The organism is Nocardioides sp. J9, from assembly GCF_007829375.1.
Taxonomy (GTDB): domain Bacteria; phylum Actinomycetota; class Actinomycetes; order Propionibacteriales; family Nocardioidaceae; genus Nocardioides.
On record NZ_VLJQ01000134.1, the window covers coordinates 1 to 17456 of the forward strand.

General features: G+C 73.0%; 16 protein-coding genes and 1 pseudogene. 8 read left to right on the forward strand and 9 right to left on the reverse strand.

The window, feature by feature from the left end; all coding sequences use genetic code 11:
- Both L615_RS22235 and L615_RS22240 read right to left on the reverse strand, forming a co-directional pair.
- Positions 1–376, reverse strand: a 376-nt coding sequence (locus tag L615_RS22235) for a hypothetical protein (protein ID WP_145726501.1), incomplete at its 3' end; no start/stop codon positions are given.
- On the reverse strand, positions 373–1188 hold the full coding sequence (locus L615_RS22240) for a PP2C family serine/threonine-protein phosphatase (RefSeq protein WP_145726502.1): 816 nt from the start codon (positions 1186–1188) through the stop codon (positions 373–375). The genes L615_RS22235 and L615_RS22240, both read right to left, overlap by 4 nt.
- Positions 1189–1360: 172 nt before the next feature.
- On the opposite strand from L615_RS22240, the pseudogene L615_RS22245 reads away from it, so the two are divergent.
- Positions 1361–1713: pseudogene (locus L615_RS22245) on the forward strand (FKBP-type peptidyl-prolyl cis-trans isomerase).
- A gap of 172 nt (positions 1714–1885) precedes the next feature.
- Here the strand turns inward: L615_RS22245 and L615_RS22250 are convergent.
- The 3 genes from L615_RS22250 to L615_RS22260 all read right to left on the reverse strand — a co-directional run bounded on the left by L615_RS22250 (position 1886) and on the right by L615_RS22260 (position 5094).
- Entirely contained in the window at positions 1886–2119 is a 234-nt protein-coding gene (locus tag L615_RS22250) for an RNA-binding S4 domain-containing protein (RefSeq protein ID WP_036517690.1), read from the reverse strand.
- Between the two features lie 118 nt (positions 2120–2237).
- Positions 2238–3497 (reverse strand): DUF445 domain-containing protein, encoded by a 1260-nt coding sequence (locus tag L615_RS22255; protein WP_145726503.1) that lies wholly within the window; start codon positions 3495–3497, stop codon positions 2238–2240.
- A gap of 172 nt (positions 3498–3669) precedes the next feature.
- Positions 3670–5094, reverse strand: a complete 1425-nt coding sequence (locus L615_RS22260) for an MFS transporter (protein ID WP_222430664.1) — start codon at positions 5092–5094, stop codon at positions 3670–3672.
- A 77-nt stretch (positions 5095–5171) separates the two neighbouring features.
- On the opposite strand from L615_RS22260, the gene L615_RS23650 reads away from it, so the two are divergent.
- A complete protein-coding gene (locus L615_RS23650; protein ID WP_186449985.1) occupies positions 5172–5771 on the forward strand; it encodes a TetR family transcriptional regulator in 600 nt (199 codons plus the stop codon).
- A gap of 320 nt (positions 5772–6091) precedes the next feature.
- Here L615_RS23650 and L615_RS22270 read toward each other — a convergent pair whose 3' ends face one another.
- On the reverse strand, positions 6092–6844 hold the full coding sequence (locus tag L615_RS22270) for an SDR family oxidoreductase (RefSeq protein ID WP_145726504.1): 753 nt from the start codon (positions 6842–6844) through the stop codon (positions 6092–6094).
- A gap of 71 nt (positions 6845–6915) precedes the next feature.
- The gene (locus L615_RS22275) at positions 6916–8928 is read right to left on the reverse strand and encodes a DEAD/DEAH box helicase (RefSeq protein WP_232221759.1); all 2013 of its coding nucleotides are present in this window, start codon (positions 8926–8928) and stop codon (positions 6916–6918) included.
- 438 nt (positions 8929–9366) lie between these two features.
- Here L615_RS22275 and L615_RS22280 point away from each other — a divergent pair, with 438 nt between their 5' ends.
- Positions 9367–9894 carry a hypothetical protein gene (locus L615_RS22280; RefSeq protein ID WP_145726505.1) on the forward strand — a complete coding sequence of 176 codons (528 nt, stop codon included), beginning with the start codon at positions 9367–9369 and terminating at the stop codon, positions 9892–9894.
- A 172-nt stretch (positions 9895–10066) separates the two neighbouring features.
- On the opposite strand, the gene L615_RS22285 is transcribed toward L615_RS22280, so the two are convergent.
- Entirely contained in the window at positions 10067–11215 is a 1149-nt protein-coding gene (locus L615_RS22285; protein ID WP_222430665.1) for an acyl-CoA dehydrogenase family protein, read from the reverse strand.
- Between the two features lie 156 nt (positions 11216–11371).
- Here L615_RS22285 and L615_RS22290 point away from each other — a divergent pair, with 156 nt between their 5' ends.
- From L615_RS22290 to L615_RS22310, 5 genes are all read left to right on the forward strand, one after another.
- Positions 11372–12127: a helix-turn-helix domain-containing protein gene (locus L615_RS22290; RefSeq protein ID WP_028655675.1), complete on the forward strand. Its 756-nt coding sequence runs from the start codon at positions 11372–11374 to the stop codon at positions 12125–12127.
- A 21-nt stretch (positions 12128–12148) separates the two neighbouring features.
- The gene (locus L615_RS22295; RefSeq protein ID WP_145726506.1) at positions 12149–13021 is read left to right on the forward strand and encodes an SDR family oxidoreductase; all 873 of its coding nucleotides are present in this window, start codon (positions 12149–12151) and stop codon (positions 13019–13021) included.
- A gap of 477 nt (positions 13022–13498) precedes the next feature.
- Entirely contained in the window at positions 13499–14083 is a 585-nt protein-coding gene (locus L615_RS22300; RefSeq protein ID WP_145726507.1) for a PadR family transcriptional regulator, read from the forward strand.
- A complete protein-coding gene (locus L615_RS22305; RefSeq protein WP_145726508.1) occupies positions 14083–16089 on the forward strand; it encodes an NADPH-dependent 2,4-dienoyl-CoA reductase in 2007 nt (668 codons plus the stop codon). The genes L615_RS22300 and L615_RS22305 overlap by 1 nt, the downstream gene beginning before the upstream one ends.
- Positions 16086–16484, forward strand: a complete 399-nt coding sequence (locus tag L615_RS22310; protein WP_261376823.1) for a nuclear transport factor 2 family protein — start codon at positions 16086–16088, stop codon at positions 16482–16484. The genes L615_RS22305 and L615_RS22310 overlap by 4 nt, the downstream gene beginning before the upstream one ends.
- A 197-nt stretch (positions 16485–16681) precedes the next feature.
- Here L615_RS22310 and L615_RS22315 read toward each other — a convergent pair whose 3' ends face one another.
- Positions 16682–17161, reverse strand: a complete 480-nt coding sequence (locus L615_RS22315) for an SRPBCC family protein (RefSeq protein ID WP_028655680.1) — start codon at positions 17159–17161, stop codon at positions 16682–16684.
- Positions 17162–17456 lie beyond the last annotated feature (295 nt).

The following is a 17456-nucleotide window of genomic DNA, read 5'->3' on the forward strand; positions in this document are numbered from 1 at the left end:
CGCCGCCGGTGAGCGGCAGCAGCGGCCCGGCCAGGGTCGACCCGACCGGCGCGACCTCCACGACGTCGCCGTCGGCGAGGGGCAGGGTGAGCTCGGTCCACCGGGTCGCGTCGCGGCCGTCGGCGGAGATGCTGCCGATCCGCACGGACAGGGCGCCGCGGACCAGGATCCGCGCGGCGTCGCCCGAGACCCGGACGACGGCGAAGTCGGAGGCGTGGTCGAGGGAGCCGTGCGAGATCGCCTCGACCACGCCGGCCGGGTCGAGGCCGGTGTCGACGAGGCCGGCGAGGTCGGCGAGCCGGTCCCGCCCGGCGACGACCACGCCGTCGGGGGTGACCAACGTCGAGAGCTGCCCGACGACGTACGCCGCGCTCACTGCTCCACCGCCGGGAACGGCTGGGTGCGCTCGGTGGCGCGCTCGACCTCGCCCTGCACGTCGACGACCACGACGGTCACGTTGTCGTGCCCGCCGGCGGCGACCGCGGCGTCGACGAGCGCCATCACCGTCTCCTCGGGCGCCTGCTCGGTCGAGAGCAGGTGCACCAGCGCCGTGTCGGAGAGCTCGGAGGTGAGGCCGTCGGAGCAGAGCAGGAGGCGCGAGCCGGGCTCGGCCGGGACCAGCGCGAAGTCGGCCTCGGAGCTGGTCAGCGCGCCGATCGCGCGGGTGATCACGTGCCGCTCGGGGTGGCCGATCGCCTCGTCGCGGGTGATCTGGCCGGCGTCGATGAGCTCCTGCACGACCGAGTGGTCCGTCGAGATCTGCTCGAGCCGGCCCTGGTGGAAGGAGTAGGCGCGCGAGTCGCCGAGGTTGGCCACCAGCCAGTAGCCGAGGTCGTCCTGGAGGACGTAGGTCGCCGCGACCAGGGTCGAGCCGGGCGCGGAGGTGAACTCGGCGGCCAGCGCGGCGACGTGCACCTGCGCGGTCGCGATCGCCCGCTCGACGTCGTCGGCCTCGACCCGGTCGAGGCCGGCCAGCGGCTGGGAGGGCCCGACCGCGCGGGGGCGGGGGAGGTCGCCCCGGGCGTAGCCGCCCATGCCGTCGGCGACGAGGAAGACCGGGGGCGCAACCAGGGAGGAGTCCTCGTTGTGGGAGCGCAGGAGGCCGGGGTGGCTGGCCGCGGCGTGGACCAGGCGGGTCGCGCAGCCGGGGACCTGCCACGACTCGACGCCCGTCGTGTTGATCCGCACCTGTACCCCCCGAGAGCATCCTTGTCGGCCCCACCCTCCCTTCTACCAAGTGGGACGCACCGGTCGGCAGCGTATCGCGGACCCCCTCACGCGCGGGCCTCGACGGCGCCACATCCGGGCACGGTGGGTGGCGGCGCCTGCCCCTCTGCCGGGCACGCCGTAGGCTGGCGTGATGAGCCAGAAGCCCGAGATCGACTTCGTCGACCCCACCCCGCCCACCGACCTCGTGGTCACCGACATCACCGTCGGCGACGGNGCACCGTCTCGGTGCACTACGTGGGCGTCGCCCACTCCACCGGCGAGGAGTTCGACGCGTCGTACAACCGCGGCGCCCCGCTCGACTTCCGCCTCGGCGTCGGCCAGGTCATCCAGGGCTGGGACACCGGCGTGCAGGGCATGAAGGTCGGCGGCCGCCGCCAGCTCGTCATCCCGCCGCACCTGGGCTACGGCGACCGCGGCGCCGGCAACGTCATCAAGCCGGGCGAGACCCTGGTCTTCGTCGTCGACCTGCTCGCCGTCCGCTGACGCCCTCTCCCTGCTGACCGGGTCGTGCCGCCATGCGCAGGCAGGACCGACCGAAGACAACTGCGCGCGCGGCAGCGCGGCGCCCGCGCCGCAGGCGCGTCGACGGCAAGTGCGGGCCCGAGCGTGCGAGGGCCTGCGCGCCGCTGTCGACAGGCGACGCGCTCGCGCCTGCTCACCAGGGCAGGTTGTCCGGGGCGTCGGAGTCCGACACCCGGGCAGCCTGCCCAGCCAGCTCGACGACGTCCCCGAGCACGAGCTGGCGGCCCCGGCGGGTCTCGACCTCGCCGTTGACCCGCACCAGCCCGTCCGCGATGACCGGCTTGGCGTCGGCCCCGGACTCGACCAGGTTCGCCAGCTTCAGGAACTGGCCGAGCCGGATCGACTGGTCACGGATCGGGACGTCCATCGGCTCGGGCACGCTCCAACCCTAGGCGCTGGGGTAGTCCCTGACGAAAAGCACCGGACACGCCGTGCGGACGGTGCTTTTCGTCAGGGACTACCGCTGCCGGACCGCTGCCGGGCGACTAGACGAGCAGCGAGACGGCGTGGATCAGCACGCCGACCAGGCCGCCGACGATGGTGCCGTTGATCCGGATGAACTGCAGGTCGCGGCCGACGTGCAGCTCGATGCGCCGGGCGGCCTCCTTGCCGTCCCACCGCTCGATCGTGTGGGTGATGACCGTGGTCAGCTCGGCGCCGTAACGGTCGACCGCCCACACGGCGGCGTCGGCGGCCATGTGGTCGAGCCGCTCGCGCAGGGGCGCGTCGGCGCGCAGCCGCGCGGAGGCGGCCTCGGCCTCGACGAGCAGCCGGCGTCGTACGGCGCCCTGCGGGTCGTCGAGCGAGGCGAGCAGCGCCTTGCGCAGCGCCTTCCAGAGCGTGACCGCCGTACCGATCACCGCGGGGTGGTCGAGCACCCGGTCCTTGAGCCGCTCGGCGCGCGCCTGCACCTCGGGGTTCTCGAGCAGGTCGACCGAGAGCCGCTCGAGCATCGAGTCCAGCGCCCGGCGGGCGCGGTGGTCGGGGGTGTCGCGGATCTCGGCGACCCAGCGCACCATCTCGAGGTGGGCGCGGTTGATGACGTAGGTGTTGACGCTCTCCGGCGCCCACCACGGGGCCCGCTCCCCCAGCACCTCGTGGACCGTGTCGGGGTTGGCGACCAGCCAGTCGTGCATCTCCTCCAGCATGAGGTCGACGACGCCGTGGTGGAGGTGGTCGTCGAGGACGCCGGTGAGCAGGCCGCCGAGCAGCGGCGCGATCGGCTCCTCGTGGAAGCGCGGCACGAGCGCCTCGGTGACCAGGGCCTCGATGTGGTCGTCGCGGACCTTCGACAACGCGACGGCGGCGACCTCGGAGACCTCGGTGACCAGCCGCTCCGCGTTGGCGGGCTCGGCGAGCCAGTCGGCGACCCGCTGCGCGATCTGCACGCCGAGCACGCGCTCGCGGATGATCGCCTCCTGCAGGAAGTTCTCCCCCACGAACTCCTCGAGCCCCTTGCCCAGGTCGTCCTTGCGCTTGGGGATCAGCGCGGTGTGCGGGATCGGCAGCCCGAGCGGGTGCTTGAACAGCGCGGTGACCGCGAACCAGTCGGCGATCGCGCCGACCATGGACGCCTCGGCCCCGGCGTTGACGAAGCCGAGGAAGCCGTCCTCGCCGTGGGTGAGGACGTAGACGGCGGCAGCCAGCAGCAGCAGCGAGACGGCGACCGTCCGCATCCGGCGCAGCGCCGCGCGCCGCACCTCGTCGGCGGCGGGGTCGGACGGGATCAGGGGACCTGCGGACACCCCGTCATCCTTGCGCACGCACCCACGGGGACGACGAAGGCGGCACCCCCCGGAGCCGGGTGCCGCCTTGCGTGTCGCGGAACCCCCCAGTCACCGCGACCTCGCACCCCGATCAACGACGGGGGCGGGCCGAGGTTCCGGTTGGCCGTGAACTGCTGTCGCGGACAGCTGTCTAGGCAGCGGTACGACGCCGCGGGACCGCCGCCGCGAGCAGCACGCCCACGAACGCGGCGATCGCGCCCACCACGAAGCAGGCCCGGAACGCGGTCTCGTCCGGCAGCTCGTAGGCACCGAAGGTGATCGTCGAGGAGGTCAGGATCGCCGCCATCACCGCCGAGGAGATGCTGGTGCCGACCGAGCGCATGAGCGCATTGATGCCCACGCCGGAGCCGGCCTCGGTGAGCGGGACCGACTCGAGGATGAGGGTCGGCATGGCGGCGTACCCGATGCCGATGCCGGCGGAGGTGATGCAGTTGAAGACCAGCAGCTGCCAGGGCGCGTCGGTCAGGAAGATCGCGAACACGTAGCCGCCGCCGAGGACCGCGGCGCCGATCATCAGGGTCACCCGCGCGCCGAGGGCGCGGATCAGCCGGCCGGAGATCGGCGAGAACGCCATCATCACCAGGCCGCCGGGGGCCATCCAGAGGCCGGTCTCGAGCAGCGTCTGGCCCAGGCCGTAGCCGGTCTCCTCGGGCGCCTGCATGAGCCGCGGGACGACGATGGCCTGCGCCATCATGCCGAAGCCGATGGCGAGCGCGGCGGCGTTGGTCAGCAGCACCGGGCGGCGCACGGTGACCCGCAGGTCGCACAGCGGGTCGGTGACACGCAGCTCGTAGCTGCCCCACGCGACGAGGACGAGGACGCCGGCGAGGAGCAGGCCCAGGGTGCGGCCGCTGCCCCAGCCCCAGTCGTTGCCCTTCGACACCGCGACGAGCAGGCCGACCAGGCCCAGGCTCAGCCCGAGCGCGCCGACGGCGTCGAAGCGGCCGCCGACCGCGTCGCGCACGTGCGGGATGAGCAGCACGACGGCGGCGGTCATCAGCACGGCCAGCCCGGTCGAGACCCAGAAGAGCGTGTGCCAGCTGAAGTCCTGCACGATCCACGCGGACAGCGGCAGGCCGATGGCACCGCCGACGCCGAGGGTCGCGCTCATCGCGGCCATGCCCGTGCCGGCGTACTGCGGCGGGACGACCTCGCGCATCAGCGCGATGCCGACGGGGATGAAGCCCATCGCGAAGCCCTGGAGCATGCGCCCGGCCAGCATCGGGGCGAGCGTGTCGCTCAGCGCACAGATGAGGGAGCCGAGCACGAGCAGGGCCGCGCTGACGACCAGCACCCGCTGCTTGCCGAACAGGTCGCCCAGCCGGCCGGCGATCGGCATCGCGACCGCGCCCGCGACGAGGGTCGCGGTGACGACCCACGAGGCGTTGGCCTCGGTGGTCCGCAGCAGCACCCCGAGCTCGCCCTGGATCGGGATCACCATGGTCTGGGTCAGGGCCGCGGTGAGGCCGCCGAAGCAGAGGACGGCGACGGTGAGGAGGGGCGAGCCGATGCGCCCGGTGGCGGGCGGCGTGGTCGACGGGGCGGTAGTTGTCACGGTCAACCAGTCAACGGCGTTGACCGATAGGCTGTCAACGTGACCGACCGGCCTGCGCGACGCCCTACGGTGGCGGTGTGACGAAGACCTCTCCCCCGGCCCGCCCCGGACCCGACGAGCGGCACCTGCGCCCGGCCGGCCGGGCGACGCGCGCGGCGATCGAGGAGGCCGCCCGCCGGCTCTTCGCCGAGCGCGGGTTCGACGCCTCGGTGCGTGCGATCGCCGGCGAGGCGGGCGTCGACCCGGCCCTGGTCATCCGCCACTTCGGCTCGAAGGAGGCCCTCTTCCTGCGCTGCGTCGACACCAGCAGCGGCCTCGGCGCCGTCCTCGACGGTCCGCTCGAGACGGTCGGGCGCCGCCTGGTGGCGTACTTCCTCGACCCCGACCGCCCCCTGCTCCGCCGGCGCTACCTCGCCCTCGCCCAGGCGGCCCACCTCGACGGCGTACGGGAGGAGATGAACCGCCACACCGCCGAGACCTACGTCGCTGCCCTCGCCCCGCGGATGACCGGCCCCGACCGCGAGCTGCGCGTCGCCCTCGCCGTCGCCCAGGTCAGCGGCCTGCTCTCGCTCGTCTACCGCCAGGAGGACCCCGTCCTCACCGCCGCCGACACCACCCGGCTCGTGGAGCTGTACGGCGACGCAATCCAGCAGCTCCTCACGCCGGCCGGGCTGTAACACGGTGATCGCCGGGGTGAGCGGCCGGTCGCGGATGTAACACGGTGATCGCCGGCCTGGGCGGCCGGTCGCGCATGTAACACGTCGTTCGCCGGCCTACCCGCCGCGAGACCGCGGAAATACCCCGCTGGGTGGGGCTGGAACAGACGTGAGCGGGCGGCAACAGCCGCGATCAACGTGTTACATGCGTGAGCGGGCGGCAACAGCCGCGATCGACGTGTTACATCCGCGAGCGGGCGTCGACAGCCCCGATCAACGTGTTACAGCCGCGAGCGGGCACCAACAGCCCCGATCAACGTGTGACAGCAGCGCCAGCCACCTCACCGGGCAGCGATCCAGTCCGCGAAGGCCTGCTGGCCGATGGTCGCGCCGGGGCCGGGGAGCAGGCCGCCCTCGCGGACCTGGCGGCCCATCTTCCCCACCATCGGCAGCGGTACGACGACCCGCCGCTCCCCGCGCTGGGCCAGCTCCTGCGTCATCAACCGGTCCAGCCGCTCCGGCTGGGGACCGGCGACCTCGAGCGTGGTGCCCTGAGGCTCGCCGAGGGCGGTGGCGACGAGGTGCTCGGCGACCTCCGCGGCGGCGACCGGCTGGCAGGTCATCCGCAGGCCGGGGGCGATCGGGCGCGGGGCGCGGTCGATCATCTGGCCGGCGAACTCGTGGAACTGGGTGGCCCGCACGATCGTCCACGGCACCGGTCCGGCGGCGACCAGCTCCTCCTGGCGCCGCTTGCCGAGGTAGTAGGGCATGTCGACGCGGTCGCAGCCGACGATCGAGAGGGCGACGTGGTGGCGGACGCCGGCCCGCTCCCCCGCGGCCAGCAGGTGGCGGGTGGCGGCCTCGAAGAAGGCGACCGACTTCTTCCCGCTCATCGTCTCGATGTTGCTGGCGTCGATGACGGCGTCGGCGCCGTCGAGCGCGGCGTCGAGGCCCGCGCCGGTGGTGAGGTCGATCCCGGCGGAGCGGGCGATGACGACCGGCGTGGCGCCGGCGCGTCGTACCGCGTCGACGACCTTCGCACCGACCACGCCCGTGCCGCCGGCGACGGCGACCCTGGGTTCATGGGTGTCCATGACCCCGGGACGCTACCGCCGGCGCACGGGCGCTGCCGCGTGTCGCGTGTTGCGCGTCGCGAACGGCTTGCTCAGGCTGCGTCGCCGCGCGCCTCGAGGGCGGCGGTGAGCAGGGCGGCGAGGGCCTCGGTCTGCATGTCGATGACCGCGCCCTCGACCTCCTCGCCGGCACCGTCGAGGGCCCGGGCGGCGAGCCCGGCCTTCTTGTCGATGAGCTCGGCGATGCGGGTGTCGAGGGTCTGCGTCGCGATGACCCGCCACGCGGTGACCGGCTCGGACTGGCCGATGCGGTGCACGCGGTCGATGGCCTGGGTCTGCTCGGCGTCGGTCCACGACAGCTCGGCCAGCACCAGGTTGGACGCGACCTGCAGGTTGAGGCCGACGCCTGCGGCGGTCAGCGAGCAGACGGCGATCTGCACGTCGGGGTCGTTGACGAACGCGTCGATCGCCTTCTGGCGCGTGCTCGACGACTGGTCGCCGCGGATCGAGCTGTAGCGGATGCCGCGCTCGGAGAAGACCTTCTCGGCCTGGTCCATGACGTCGATGTGCTTGGCGAAGAACACGACCTTGCCGACGTTGCGGGCCAGCTGGGCGGTGTAGTCGGCCGCGAGGCCGGCCTTCGCCTGGCCGATGCGGCGCATCATCATGAAGACGTTCTCGCCGGTCTTCGACGAGTTGTCCTCGCGCTCCCAGCCGGCGACCTGACGCACCAGGTGGTGGTCGATGCCCTCGACGACGGCGCCGGCGCGACGCGTGGACAGCGCGGCGTCGTACCGCTCCACCATGCGGCGCGCGAGCTCCTGCTCGGCCTTGCGGATCGAGCGCCCGGCCTCGCCCTCGAGCTCGACGGGCATGTCGGCCACGCGGCGGGCGGGGATGTCGGAGGCGACGTCGATCTTGCGGCGGCGCACGATGCCCTGCTCGATGACGGCGCGGCGCGCGGCCGGGTAGAAGCCGGGGTCGGCCGGCGTCAGGCCGGTCTCCTCGAGCGCCTCCATCAGGTCGCCCTGCGGTACGACGTCGTCGATCCAGCCGAGGAACTGCCAGATCGCCCGGAAGTCCTCGATGTCGTTGATCAGCGGGGTGCCGGTCAGCGCCATCATCAGCGGCCGGGCGACGCGGTCGCGGATCCGGTTGGAGATCTCCAGGACGTTCTGCGAGCGCTGGGAGGACTTGTTCTTGATGTAGTGCGCCTCGTCGACGATCATCCCGCGGAACCCGTGGGTGCCGAGCCAGCCGACGTGGCGGTCGAGGATCTCGTAGTTGACGACGAACACGTCGGCGAAGCCGTCGGCGTCGTCACCGTCGCCGTGCAGGACGGTCGCCTTGCGGTGCGGGGTCCAGATCTCGACCTCGCGCGCCCAGTTCGTCTTCACGACGTTGGGGACGACGGCCAGCAGCGGGAACGCGCCGGCGGCCTCGGCCGCGAGCAGCGCCTGGGCGGTCTTGCCGAGGCCGGGCTCGTCGGCGAGCAGGTACGTGCGGTGGCCGAGCGCGGCGGACGCGATCAGCTGCTTCTGGTGGTGCATCAGCTCGCGCCCGGCCGGGCCGCGCAGGCCGGTCAGGTTCGTGAGCTGGTCGGCGTCCGGCAGCGGCATGCAGGCCGGGGCGTCCGGCGCGGCGCGCTCGAAGGACCGGAACAGCGGCTCGAGCAGCTCCCAGCCGGCGAGGCGGCGCGGACGGACCTTGGCCCGGGCGTGCTCGAAGTCGGGCACGAGGAAGGGGTTGGCCAGCTGGCGCGCCTGCACCGACTGGGGGATGACGCGCTTCTCGAGGAGCGCGATGGTGCCGGGGTCCTGGACGACCGGCTCGGGCTCGGGCTCCGGCTCGTCGACGCCGGCCTTGCGGAGCAGCTCGCGGCGTACCGCCTTGGCGGTCTCGGACATCTCGGCGTTCTCGTCGAGCAGCGTGAAGAGCGTGCTGTCGCGGGCCGCGGTCTGGGCGAGGATCGTGGCGATGCCGTCGAGGCGCTTGAGCTCCTCGCCGCGGCGGCTGTCGGAGAGGTCCGGGTCGGCCTTGACCCGCGCCCGCTCCTCGCGGGCCAGGAGCGCGACGACCTGGAACTTCGCGCGCACCTCGGGCATCGCCGATCGGCGGGCGACCGCCGACTCCACCTCGCGCACGGCGCGCGCGAGCTGCGGGATGATCCCTTCCTCGTTCCGACGCGACCGCGCCGACTGGGAGCCTCGACGCTGCTGCGTCGCCCCCCGCTGGCCTCCTCGAGCCACAGGTGTCCTTCCATCGCGGCTGAGGCCGCAAGGTCGTTCGACGGCGGCTCGCGCTGCTGCGGGAGGGCGCCGTGCGGATGATCATCACCGGGTGCCCGTGCAGACACGGCGTCCGGTGGTGCTTCCAGAGTAGCGCACGCCTCGCTGCACGAGTGAGCGCAGGCACACCCTGTACGCCGGCCGGTGGACTCACAGGTTCCTGCCAGCCCCGGCGCAGGTGGTCCCCAGATCCGCCACCCACGCTCGCGGGCAGGCCTACCGTTGGGGTGGGCAGGAGCGAGGAGAGGAGCAACAGTGAGCAAGCACCGGATGAGGGCGGTCGCGCTGCTGGCCGCCGGAGCGGTGGCCGGCGGCGCCACCGGCGAACCCGGGTCCCCGCGGGACGACGACGGGCACGGCCCCCGCGGCTGGGGCCACGGCGGCCCCGGCGGCGCCCCCGGCTTCGGCCCGGGCGGCGACCAGGAGGCCTTCGCCGAGGCGCTCGGCGTCAGCGAGGACGAGCTGGCCGACGCCCTGGCCGCGGTCCGCGACGACCTCTGGTCCAACGGCCGCGCCCGCAAGCGCAGCGGCCCGCTGACCGAGCAGGACCGCGAGGAGCGCCGCGACGCCTTCGCCGAGGCGCTGGCCGACGAGCTCGGCATCGGCAAGGCGAAGGTCACCGACGCGATCGAGTCCCTGCGGTCGGACTGGCGCGCCGAGCGCCGCGCGGACCTCGAGAAGCGCCTCGACGAGGCCGTCGCCGACGGCGACCTCACCGACGCCGACAAGGCCTCGGTGCTCAAGGCGTACGACGCCGGCGTGCTCGGCCCCCACTCCCCCTGACCCGACACAACCCGCACCGCGAGGTGCGGGTTGTGGCTGCGCGAGGTGCGGGTTGTGGCTGCGCGAGGTGCGGGTTGTGGCTGCACGAGGTGCGGGTTGTGGCGGCTCGAGGTGCGGGTTGTGGCTGCACGAGGTGCGGGTTGTGGCTGCACGAGGTGCGGGTTGTGGCGGCTCAGGCCTCCACGCCGAGCGCGTCCCGGCCCAGGGCGAGCAGCGTGTCCTCCGGTGTGAACGGGTGGAACTTCGCGGCCCGGATGTCGCGGTAGCACCGCTCGATCACCGAGCCCTTGAAGAACGCCGGTCCGCCGGCCACGTCCATCGCGATGTCGCAGACCTCGATGCCGGCGCGCGCCACCTCGGCCTTGGCGGACATCACCGCGAGCACGGTCTGGTACGACGGCGAGGGGTCCTCCCCCGCCGCCGCCGCCAGCGCGCCGTCGAGGGCCCAGCCCGCGACCTGGAGCCGCTGGCGCATGACGCCGACCTGCCGCTGCACCGTGGGGTCGGCCGGGCGTCGCGAGGCGGCAGTCACCGCGGCGTCGTACGCCGCCTCGGCGACGCCGAGGTAGGCGCCGGTGATGATCGGGAAGGCGATGCTCGAGATCACCTGCAGCGGCGGGTCGAGCACGCCCCAGGGGCGGTTGGCGAGGACCTTCTCCTCGGGGACGAAGACGTCGACCAGGTCGATGTCGTTGCTGGCCGTGCCGCGCATGCCGAGGGTGTCCCAGTTGTCGGCGACGGTGACGCCCTCGGCGGCGAACGGGACGGCCATGTTGAGCACGCGCTTGCCCTGCTCGGGGTCGTCGAAGCAGAACATCGTGGACATCACGGCACCCTGCTCGGACTGGCTGGCGAAGCGCTTGCGGCCGGTGACGCGGTAGCCGCCCTCGACGCGGACGGCGTCGCCGTGCGGGTGGGTGTAGTCGCCGCCGCCGGTCGAGACGAGCAGGATCTGCTCCTCCGCGACGCGGCGCAACGTGGCCTCCGCGCCGGGCAGGCCGCGGCGGTAGCGCCAGGCGGTGAACGCGACGACGTGCTGGTGCATCGCGCTGGCCAGGGCGGTCGAGCCGCAGTGGTGGGCCAGCTCGCGCTGGAGTGCCGTGAGCTCGGCGATGCTCGCGCCGTCGCCGCCGAGCTCGGTGGGTACGGCGGCGCGGAGGATGCCGGCGGCCCGGAGCTCGTCGTACGCCTCGGTCACGAAGCTTCCCTCGGCGTCGTGGCGGGCCGCGTGGGCGGCGATGCGGGGGCCGATCTCGCGGGCCCGGTCGAGGATGGTCAGGTCGGTCGCCGCAGGTGCGGTCGTGTCGGTTGTCATCGTCATGCGTCCAATGTCCGACGGCGGCCGGGGCGCAACCAGTCCAGAAAAGTGACCCTGCCGGTTCGCAATCGGAACCGCAGCCGCGTCCTCGGTCGGAGCACCGGTTTTTCACCGATCCGGTGGTGGCGCCGCCGCGGCGGCGGAGAGGACCATGGGCGCATGCCCGACTACGGCAACTACTGCCCCGTCTCGATGGCGTCCGAGGTGGTGGCGGACCGGTGGACGCCGCTGATCATCCGCGAGCTGGTGCTCGGGAACACCCGGTTCAACGACATCGCGCGGGCGCTGCCCGGGATCTCGCGCTCGCTGCTGGTGCAGCGCCTGCGCCACCTGGAGCGGCGCGGGGTGCTCGAGACGTGGCCGGCGCCGAGCGGGCGCGGCAACGAGTACCACCTCACCCCGGCCGGGCGGGACCTGGAGCGGGTGATCGACAGCCTCGGGCGGTGGGCGATCGAGTGGCTCTTCGAGGAGCTGCGGCCGCACGACGTCGCGCCGACGACGCTGATGTGGTGGATGCACCGCCGCGTCGACCGCGACCGGCTGCCGCCGGGCCGCACGGTGGTGGCGTTCCGGCACACCGCGCCCGACCCGATCACGATCTGGCTGGTGATGGCACCCAGCGAGGTGTCGGTCTGCTTCCAGCACCCCGGCTTCGAGGTGGACGTGGAGGTGGCGGCGACGACGCCGACGCTGGCCGACGTCTTCCAGGGGTACGTCACCTGGCACGAGGCCGTCGAGGACGGCCGGATCGAGGTCGCCGGGCCGCCGCGGCTGGTCCGGGCACTGCCGCGGTGGTTCCTGTGGAGCCCCTGGGCCGACGTCACCCGCGAGCGCGCGGACCGGGCGGCGCGGGAGGCGCAGCGGGAGGCAGCGCAGCGGGAGGCCGGCGCGCCGACTCCCGCACCTGCCAACTAGAACCTGTTCTAGACTCGCTCCGTGGGTACCTACGCAGTCACCGGGTCCGCCTCCGGCATGGGCGCCGCCGTCGTCGAGCGGCTCGTCGCCGACGGCCACCGCGTCATCGGGGTCGACATCAAGGGCGCCGACGTCACGGCCGACCTGTCCACCGCGCACGGACGCCGCGAGGCAGCCGCCGCGGTGCTGGAGCTTGCGGGCGGCGTACTCGACGGGGCGGTGCTCGCCGCCGGCCTCGGCCCGGCGCCCGGCAAGGACCGCCCGCGGCTGATCGTCGAGGTGAACTACCGCGGCGTCGTCGAGCTCCTCGACGCGTGGCGCCCGGCGCTGGCGCGCGCCGAGCGAGCCAAGGTCGTGGTGTTCTCCAGCAACTCGACCACCACCGTGCCGGCCGTGCCGCGGGGTGTCGTGCGCTCGCTGCTCGCCGACGACACCGAGAAGGCGCTGCGCACGTTGCGTCGCCTGGGCCGGCTCGGCCCGACCTTCGCCTACGCGGCGAGCAAGGTCGCGGTGTCGCACTGGGTACGCCGCAACGCCGTCACCCTCGACTGGGCCGGCGCCGGCATCCGGCTCAACGCGCTGGCCCCCGGCGCGATCCTGACCCCGCTGCTCGAGCAGCAGCTCTCCACCCCCGCCGAGGCCAAGCGGATCCGCGCCTTCCCCGTGCCGATCGGCGGCTTCGGCGACCCCGCGCACCTCGCGGCGTGGGTCGTGTTCATGCTCTCCGACGCCGCGGACTTCCTCTGCGGCAGCGTGGTCTTCGTCGACGGCGGCTCGGACGCCTGGTTCCGCGCCACCGACTGGCCGCGGCCGGTCCCGGCCCGACGGGTGCCGGGGTACGTGCGGCGGATGGCGCAGTTCCGGTCGTACAAGAAGGCGGTGCGGAAGGGCTGAGGGTGGCTCGACCAGCTCACCCCTGGCGCGGGGCCTGTGCCGGCGGCGGTGGTGCCGGTGCCGGCGGCGGTGGTGCCGGGGCCGGGTGCCGGTGCCGGCGGCGCCGGTGGGCGTCGTATGCCGCTCGGCGGCGGGGGTTGATGACGTTTTCTCGCGGTTGTCGGCCGTTGCAACCGTCGACAAGCGCAGGAATCCCCGCCTGAGCGGGGATTCCTGCAGCCGGCACCGGACTTGGTGGCCGCTTCTGGGAGTTGTTGGCCGCTGCAGCAGCCAACAAGTTCGGGAATCGCCGCCTAGGCGGGGATTCCCGGCCCGCCCGGCACCCCTCCCCCGCACTTCCTGACCGCGCCTCGCACTTCCTGACCGTTGCAACAGTCAGGAAGCACGGGAATCACCTCCGAAGCGGTGATTCCCGACCCATCACAACGAGTTGCGCAACTAGTTGCATAGCCGCCGGATCCGGGGCATGCTGTCGCCATGGCCCTGGAGCACGCGATCCTCGTGTCGCTGAGCGAGCGCGCGGCGTCGGGGGCGGACCTGGTCCGCCGCTTCGACGCCTCGATCGGCTTCTTCTGGTCGGCGACGCACCAGCAGATCTACCGCGTCCTCGGCCGCATGGAGGCCGACGGCTGGGTGAGCGCGCAGAGCGTGCCGCAGGCGGACCGGCCGACGAAGAAGGTCTACGCCGTCACCGACGCCGGCCGCGCCGAGCTGGCCCGCTGGATCGCCGAGCCGACCACGCCGGACGCCATGCGCAGCAGCGTGAGCGTGAAGATGCGCGGGGCGTCGTACGGCGACCGGGCGGCACTGCTCGACGACCTGCGCCGCCAGCTCGACGACCACACCAAGCGGCTCTCGCTCTACGAGTACCTCGCCGCCCGCGACTTCCCCGACCCCGGCGCGCTGTCCGGGGCCGAGCTCGACATCTACCTCGTGCTGCGCGGCGGCCTCCTCATGGAGGAGTTCTGGGTCCGCTGGCTGACCGAGTACATCGACGCCCACACCCGCTCCACCGCCACCACCCCCGATACCACCACCGACCCAACCACCGAGGAGTCCTGATGACCAGCTACCCCCTGCTCACCTCGCCGGCCGTGGTCGGCGGCCTGGAGCTGCAGTCCCGCACGGTGATGGGCTCGATGCACACCGGGCTGGAGGACCGGCCCTGGCACGTCGACGAGCTCGCGGCGTTCTTCGCCGAGCGCGCGGCCGGCGGGGCGGGGCTCATCGTCACCGGGGGCTACTCCCCCAACATCCGCGGCTGGCTGCTGCCGTTCGGCTCGCAGATGACCACCCGCCTCAACGCCGTGCGCCACCAGCGGGTCACCGACGCGGTGCACGAGAACGGCGGCAAGATCGCACTGCAGCTGCTGCACGCCGGCCGCTACGGCTACACCCCGTTCAGCGTCTCCGCCAGCGCGACCAAGTCGCCGATCACCCCGTTCAAGGCGTCCGCGCTCTCCACCCGCGCGGTCGAGAGGACGATCGACGACTTCGTCGCGAGCGCGAGGCTCGCCCGCAAGGCCGGGTACGACGGCGTCGAGGTCATGGGCTCCGAGGGCTACCTCATCAACCAGTTCCTCGCGGCACGCACCAACCGTCGTACCGACAAGTGGGGCGGCTCCGCCGAGAAGCGGATGCGCTTCCCCGTGGAGGTCGTGCGCCGGATCCGCCAGGAGCTGCCGGACTTCTTCGTCATGTACCGCATGTCGCTGCTCGACCTCGTCCCCGACGGCCAGACGTGGGAGGAGACCGCCGAGCTCGCGCACCGCATCGAGGCGGCCGGCGCCAGCGTCATCAACACCGGCATCGGCTGGCACGAGGCGCGGGTGCCCACGATCGTCACCAGCGTCCCGCGCGCGGCGTTCGTCGACAGCACGCTGCGGCTCAAGGAGGTCGTGTCGATCCCGGTCTGCGCGAGCAACCGGATCAACACCCCCGACGTCGCCGAGTCCGTACTGGCCCGGGGCGTCGACCTGGTCTCGATGGCGCGCCCGTTCCTCGCCGACCCCGACTTCGTCGCCAAGGCCCGCGACGGCCGCGCCGACGAGGTCAACACCTGCATCGGCTGCAACCAGGCCTGCCTCGACCACACGTTCAGGGCCAAGCGGGCGTCCTGCCTGGTCAACCCGCGCGCCTGCCACGAGACGTCCCTGGTCCTCGGCCCGACCCGCACCGCCAAGCGGGTCGCGGTCGTCGGCGGCGGCCCCGCCGGGCTGTCGACCGCGGTCAGCGCCGCCGAGCGCGGCCACGACGTGACGCTCTTCGAGGCCGACGACGAGATCGGCGGCCAGTTCCGCCTGGCGATGCAGATCCCCGGCAAGGAGGAGTTCGCCGAGACGCTGCGCTACTACCGCCGCCGCATGGAGGTCCTCGGCGTCAACCTCAAGCTCGGCACCCGCGCCACCCCCGAGCTGCTGGCGGGGTACGACCAGGTCGTGGTCGCCACCGGCGTCGAGCCGCGCACCCCCGCGATCCCCGGCATCGACCACCCGAAGGTCGTGTCCTACCCCGACGCCATCACCGGCCGCGTCGACGTCGGCCAGCGGGTCGCGGTCATCGGCGCCGGCGGCATCGGCTTCGACGTCACCGAGCTCCTCGCCCACGAGGACGGCGAGACCCTCGAGGAGTGGAAGGCGCACTGGGGCGTGGCCGACCCTGCCGTCGTACGCGGCGGCGTGACGGACAAGACCCCCCGCGCCCCGAAGCGCGAGGTCTGGCTGCTGCAGCGCAAGGAGAGCGCGCAGGGCAAGGGCCTCGGCAAGACCACCGGCTGGGTGCACCGCGCCGTGGTCAAGGACCTCGGCGTGCACCAGCTGAGCGGCGTCAGCTACGACCGCGTCGACGACGCCGGCCTGCACATCACCGTCGACGGACGGGCGCAGGTGCTCGACGTCGACCACGTCGTGGTGTGCGCCGGCCAGGAGTCGGTCCGCAGCCTGTACGACGACCTGCTGGCCTCCGGCTTCCCCGGTGCCGTGCACCTGATCGGCGGCGCGGACCTGGCCGCGGAGCTGGACGCCAAGCGCGCGATCAAGCAGGGCACCGAGCTGGCGGCCGCGCTGTGAGCGCCGTGCACAGCGACTTCCGCGCCGCCGTCGAGGCCCGCGACGTCGACGCGATGCGCGCCTGCCTCGCCGACGACGTGGTGTTCCGCAGCCCCGTCGCGCACAAGCCGTACCCGGGCAAGGCGATCACCGGCGCGATCCTCGCCAACGTGATCGAGGTCTTCGAGGACTTCCGCTACGTGCGCGAGCTCGGCGACGACGCCGGTCACGCGCTGGTGTTCGAGGCGAAGGTCAGCGGCCTCGACCTCACCGGCTGCGACTTCCTCGTGCTCGACGACGACGGCCTGATCACCGACTTCATGGTGATGGTCCGCCCGCTCCGCGCCGCCCAGGCGCTGGCCGAGGCGATGGGCGCGCGGTTCGACGCGATCGTGGAGCAGGCTGGTCGGGGGTGAGGGGAGGTGGGGTTTCACCACCTAGGTGGTGAAACCCCGACTGGGCACACGTTTTCAGGCCCCTCCGGGCGTAGTTTGGCCACCTGGGTGGTGAATCCCCGCCCCCGCCGCTCCCCCACCCCGGCGCGCAAAACCCACGCCGGACGAGGGGTCGCCCCGTCCGGCGTGGGTGCTCGGTGGCTCAGATCGACAGTGGGTCAGATCGTCGGGTTGTCGACGTCGGTCGGGCTGACCGACCCGCGCCAGCCGCCGGTCTCGGCGCCGCGCGCCTCGATGAACTCCTTGAAGCGCTCGAGGTCGCCCTCGGCCTTCTTGTCCACGATGTTCAGCGCGTCGCCGACCTTCTCGACGATGCCCTCGGGCTCGAACTCCATCTCCAGCGTCACGCGGGTGCCGGCGCCGGCGTCGTCCGCGGCGAAGGAGACGGTGCCGTGGTTCGTCGTACCGTCCAGGGCGCGCCACGTGATCCGCTCGTCCGGCTCCTGGTGGACGATCTCGGCGTCCCACTCGCGGTGGACGCCGGCGATGTCGGCGCGCCAGTGCAGGCGCTTGTCGTCGAGCTGGTCGACCTGCTCGACGCCCTGCATGAACTTCGGAAAGCTCTCGAACTGGGTCCACTGGTCGTAGGCCGTGCGCACGGGGACGTCGACGTGGATGGTCTTCTGGATCGTGCTCATCGGTCGTGCTCCAATCAGTCGGGTTCGCTCCCGCGGTACCCGTCCTCCGCACCTGAACCCGGTGACGCCGTCGTACGTCGGACACCTCACACCCTGCGCGCCCGTTCGTCTCGCCGCGCCCGCTGTAACACGGTGATCACCGACCTGGCAGCCCCGCCACCGCTGTACCCGCCCCACCCAGCACCCCGATCCCGCGGTCTCGGGGCTGCCAGAGCCGCGATCAACGTGTGACAGCGACGTCGTACGCCGTGCGGGCGCTCCACCGGGGAGCCGCGCCCGCTGTAACACGGTGATC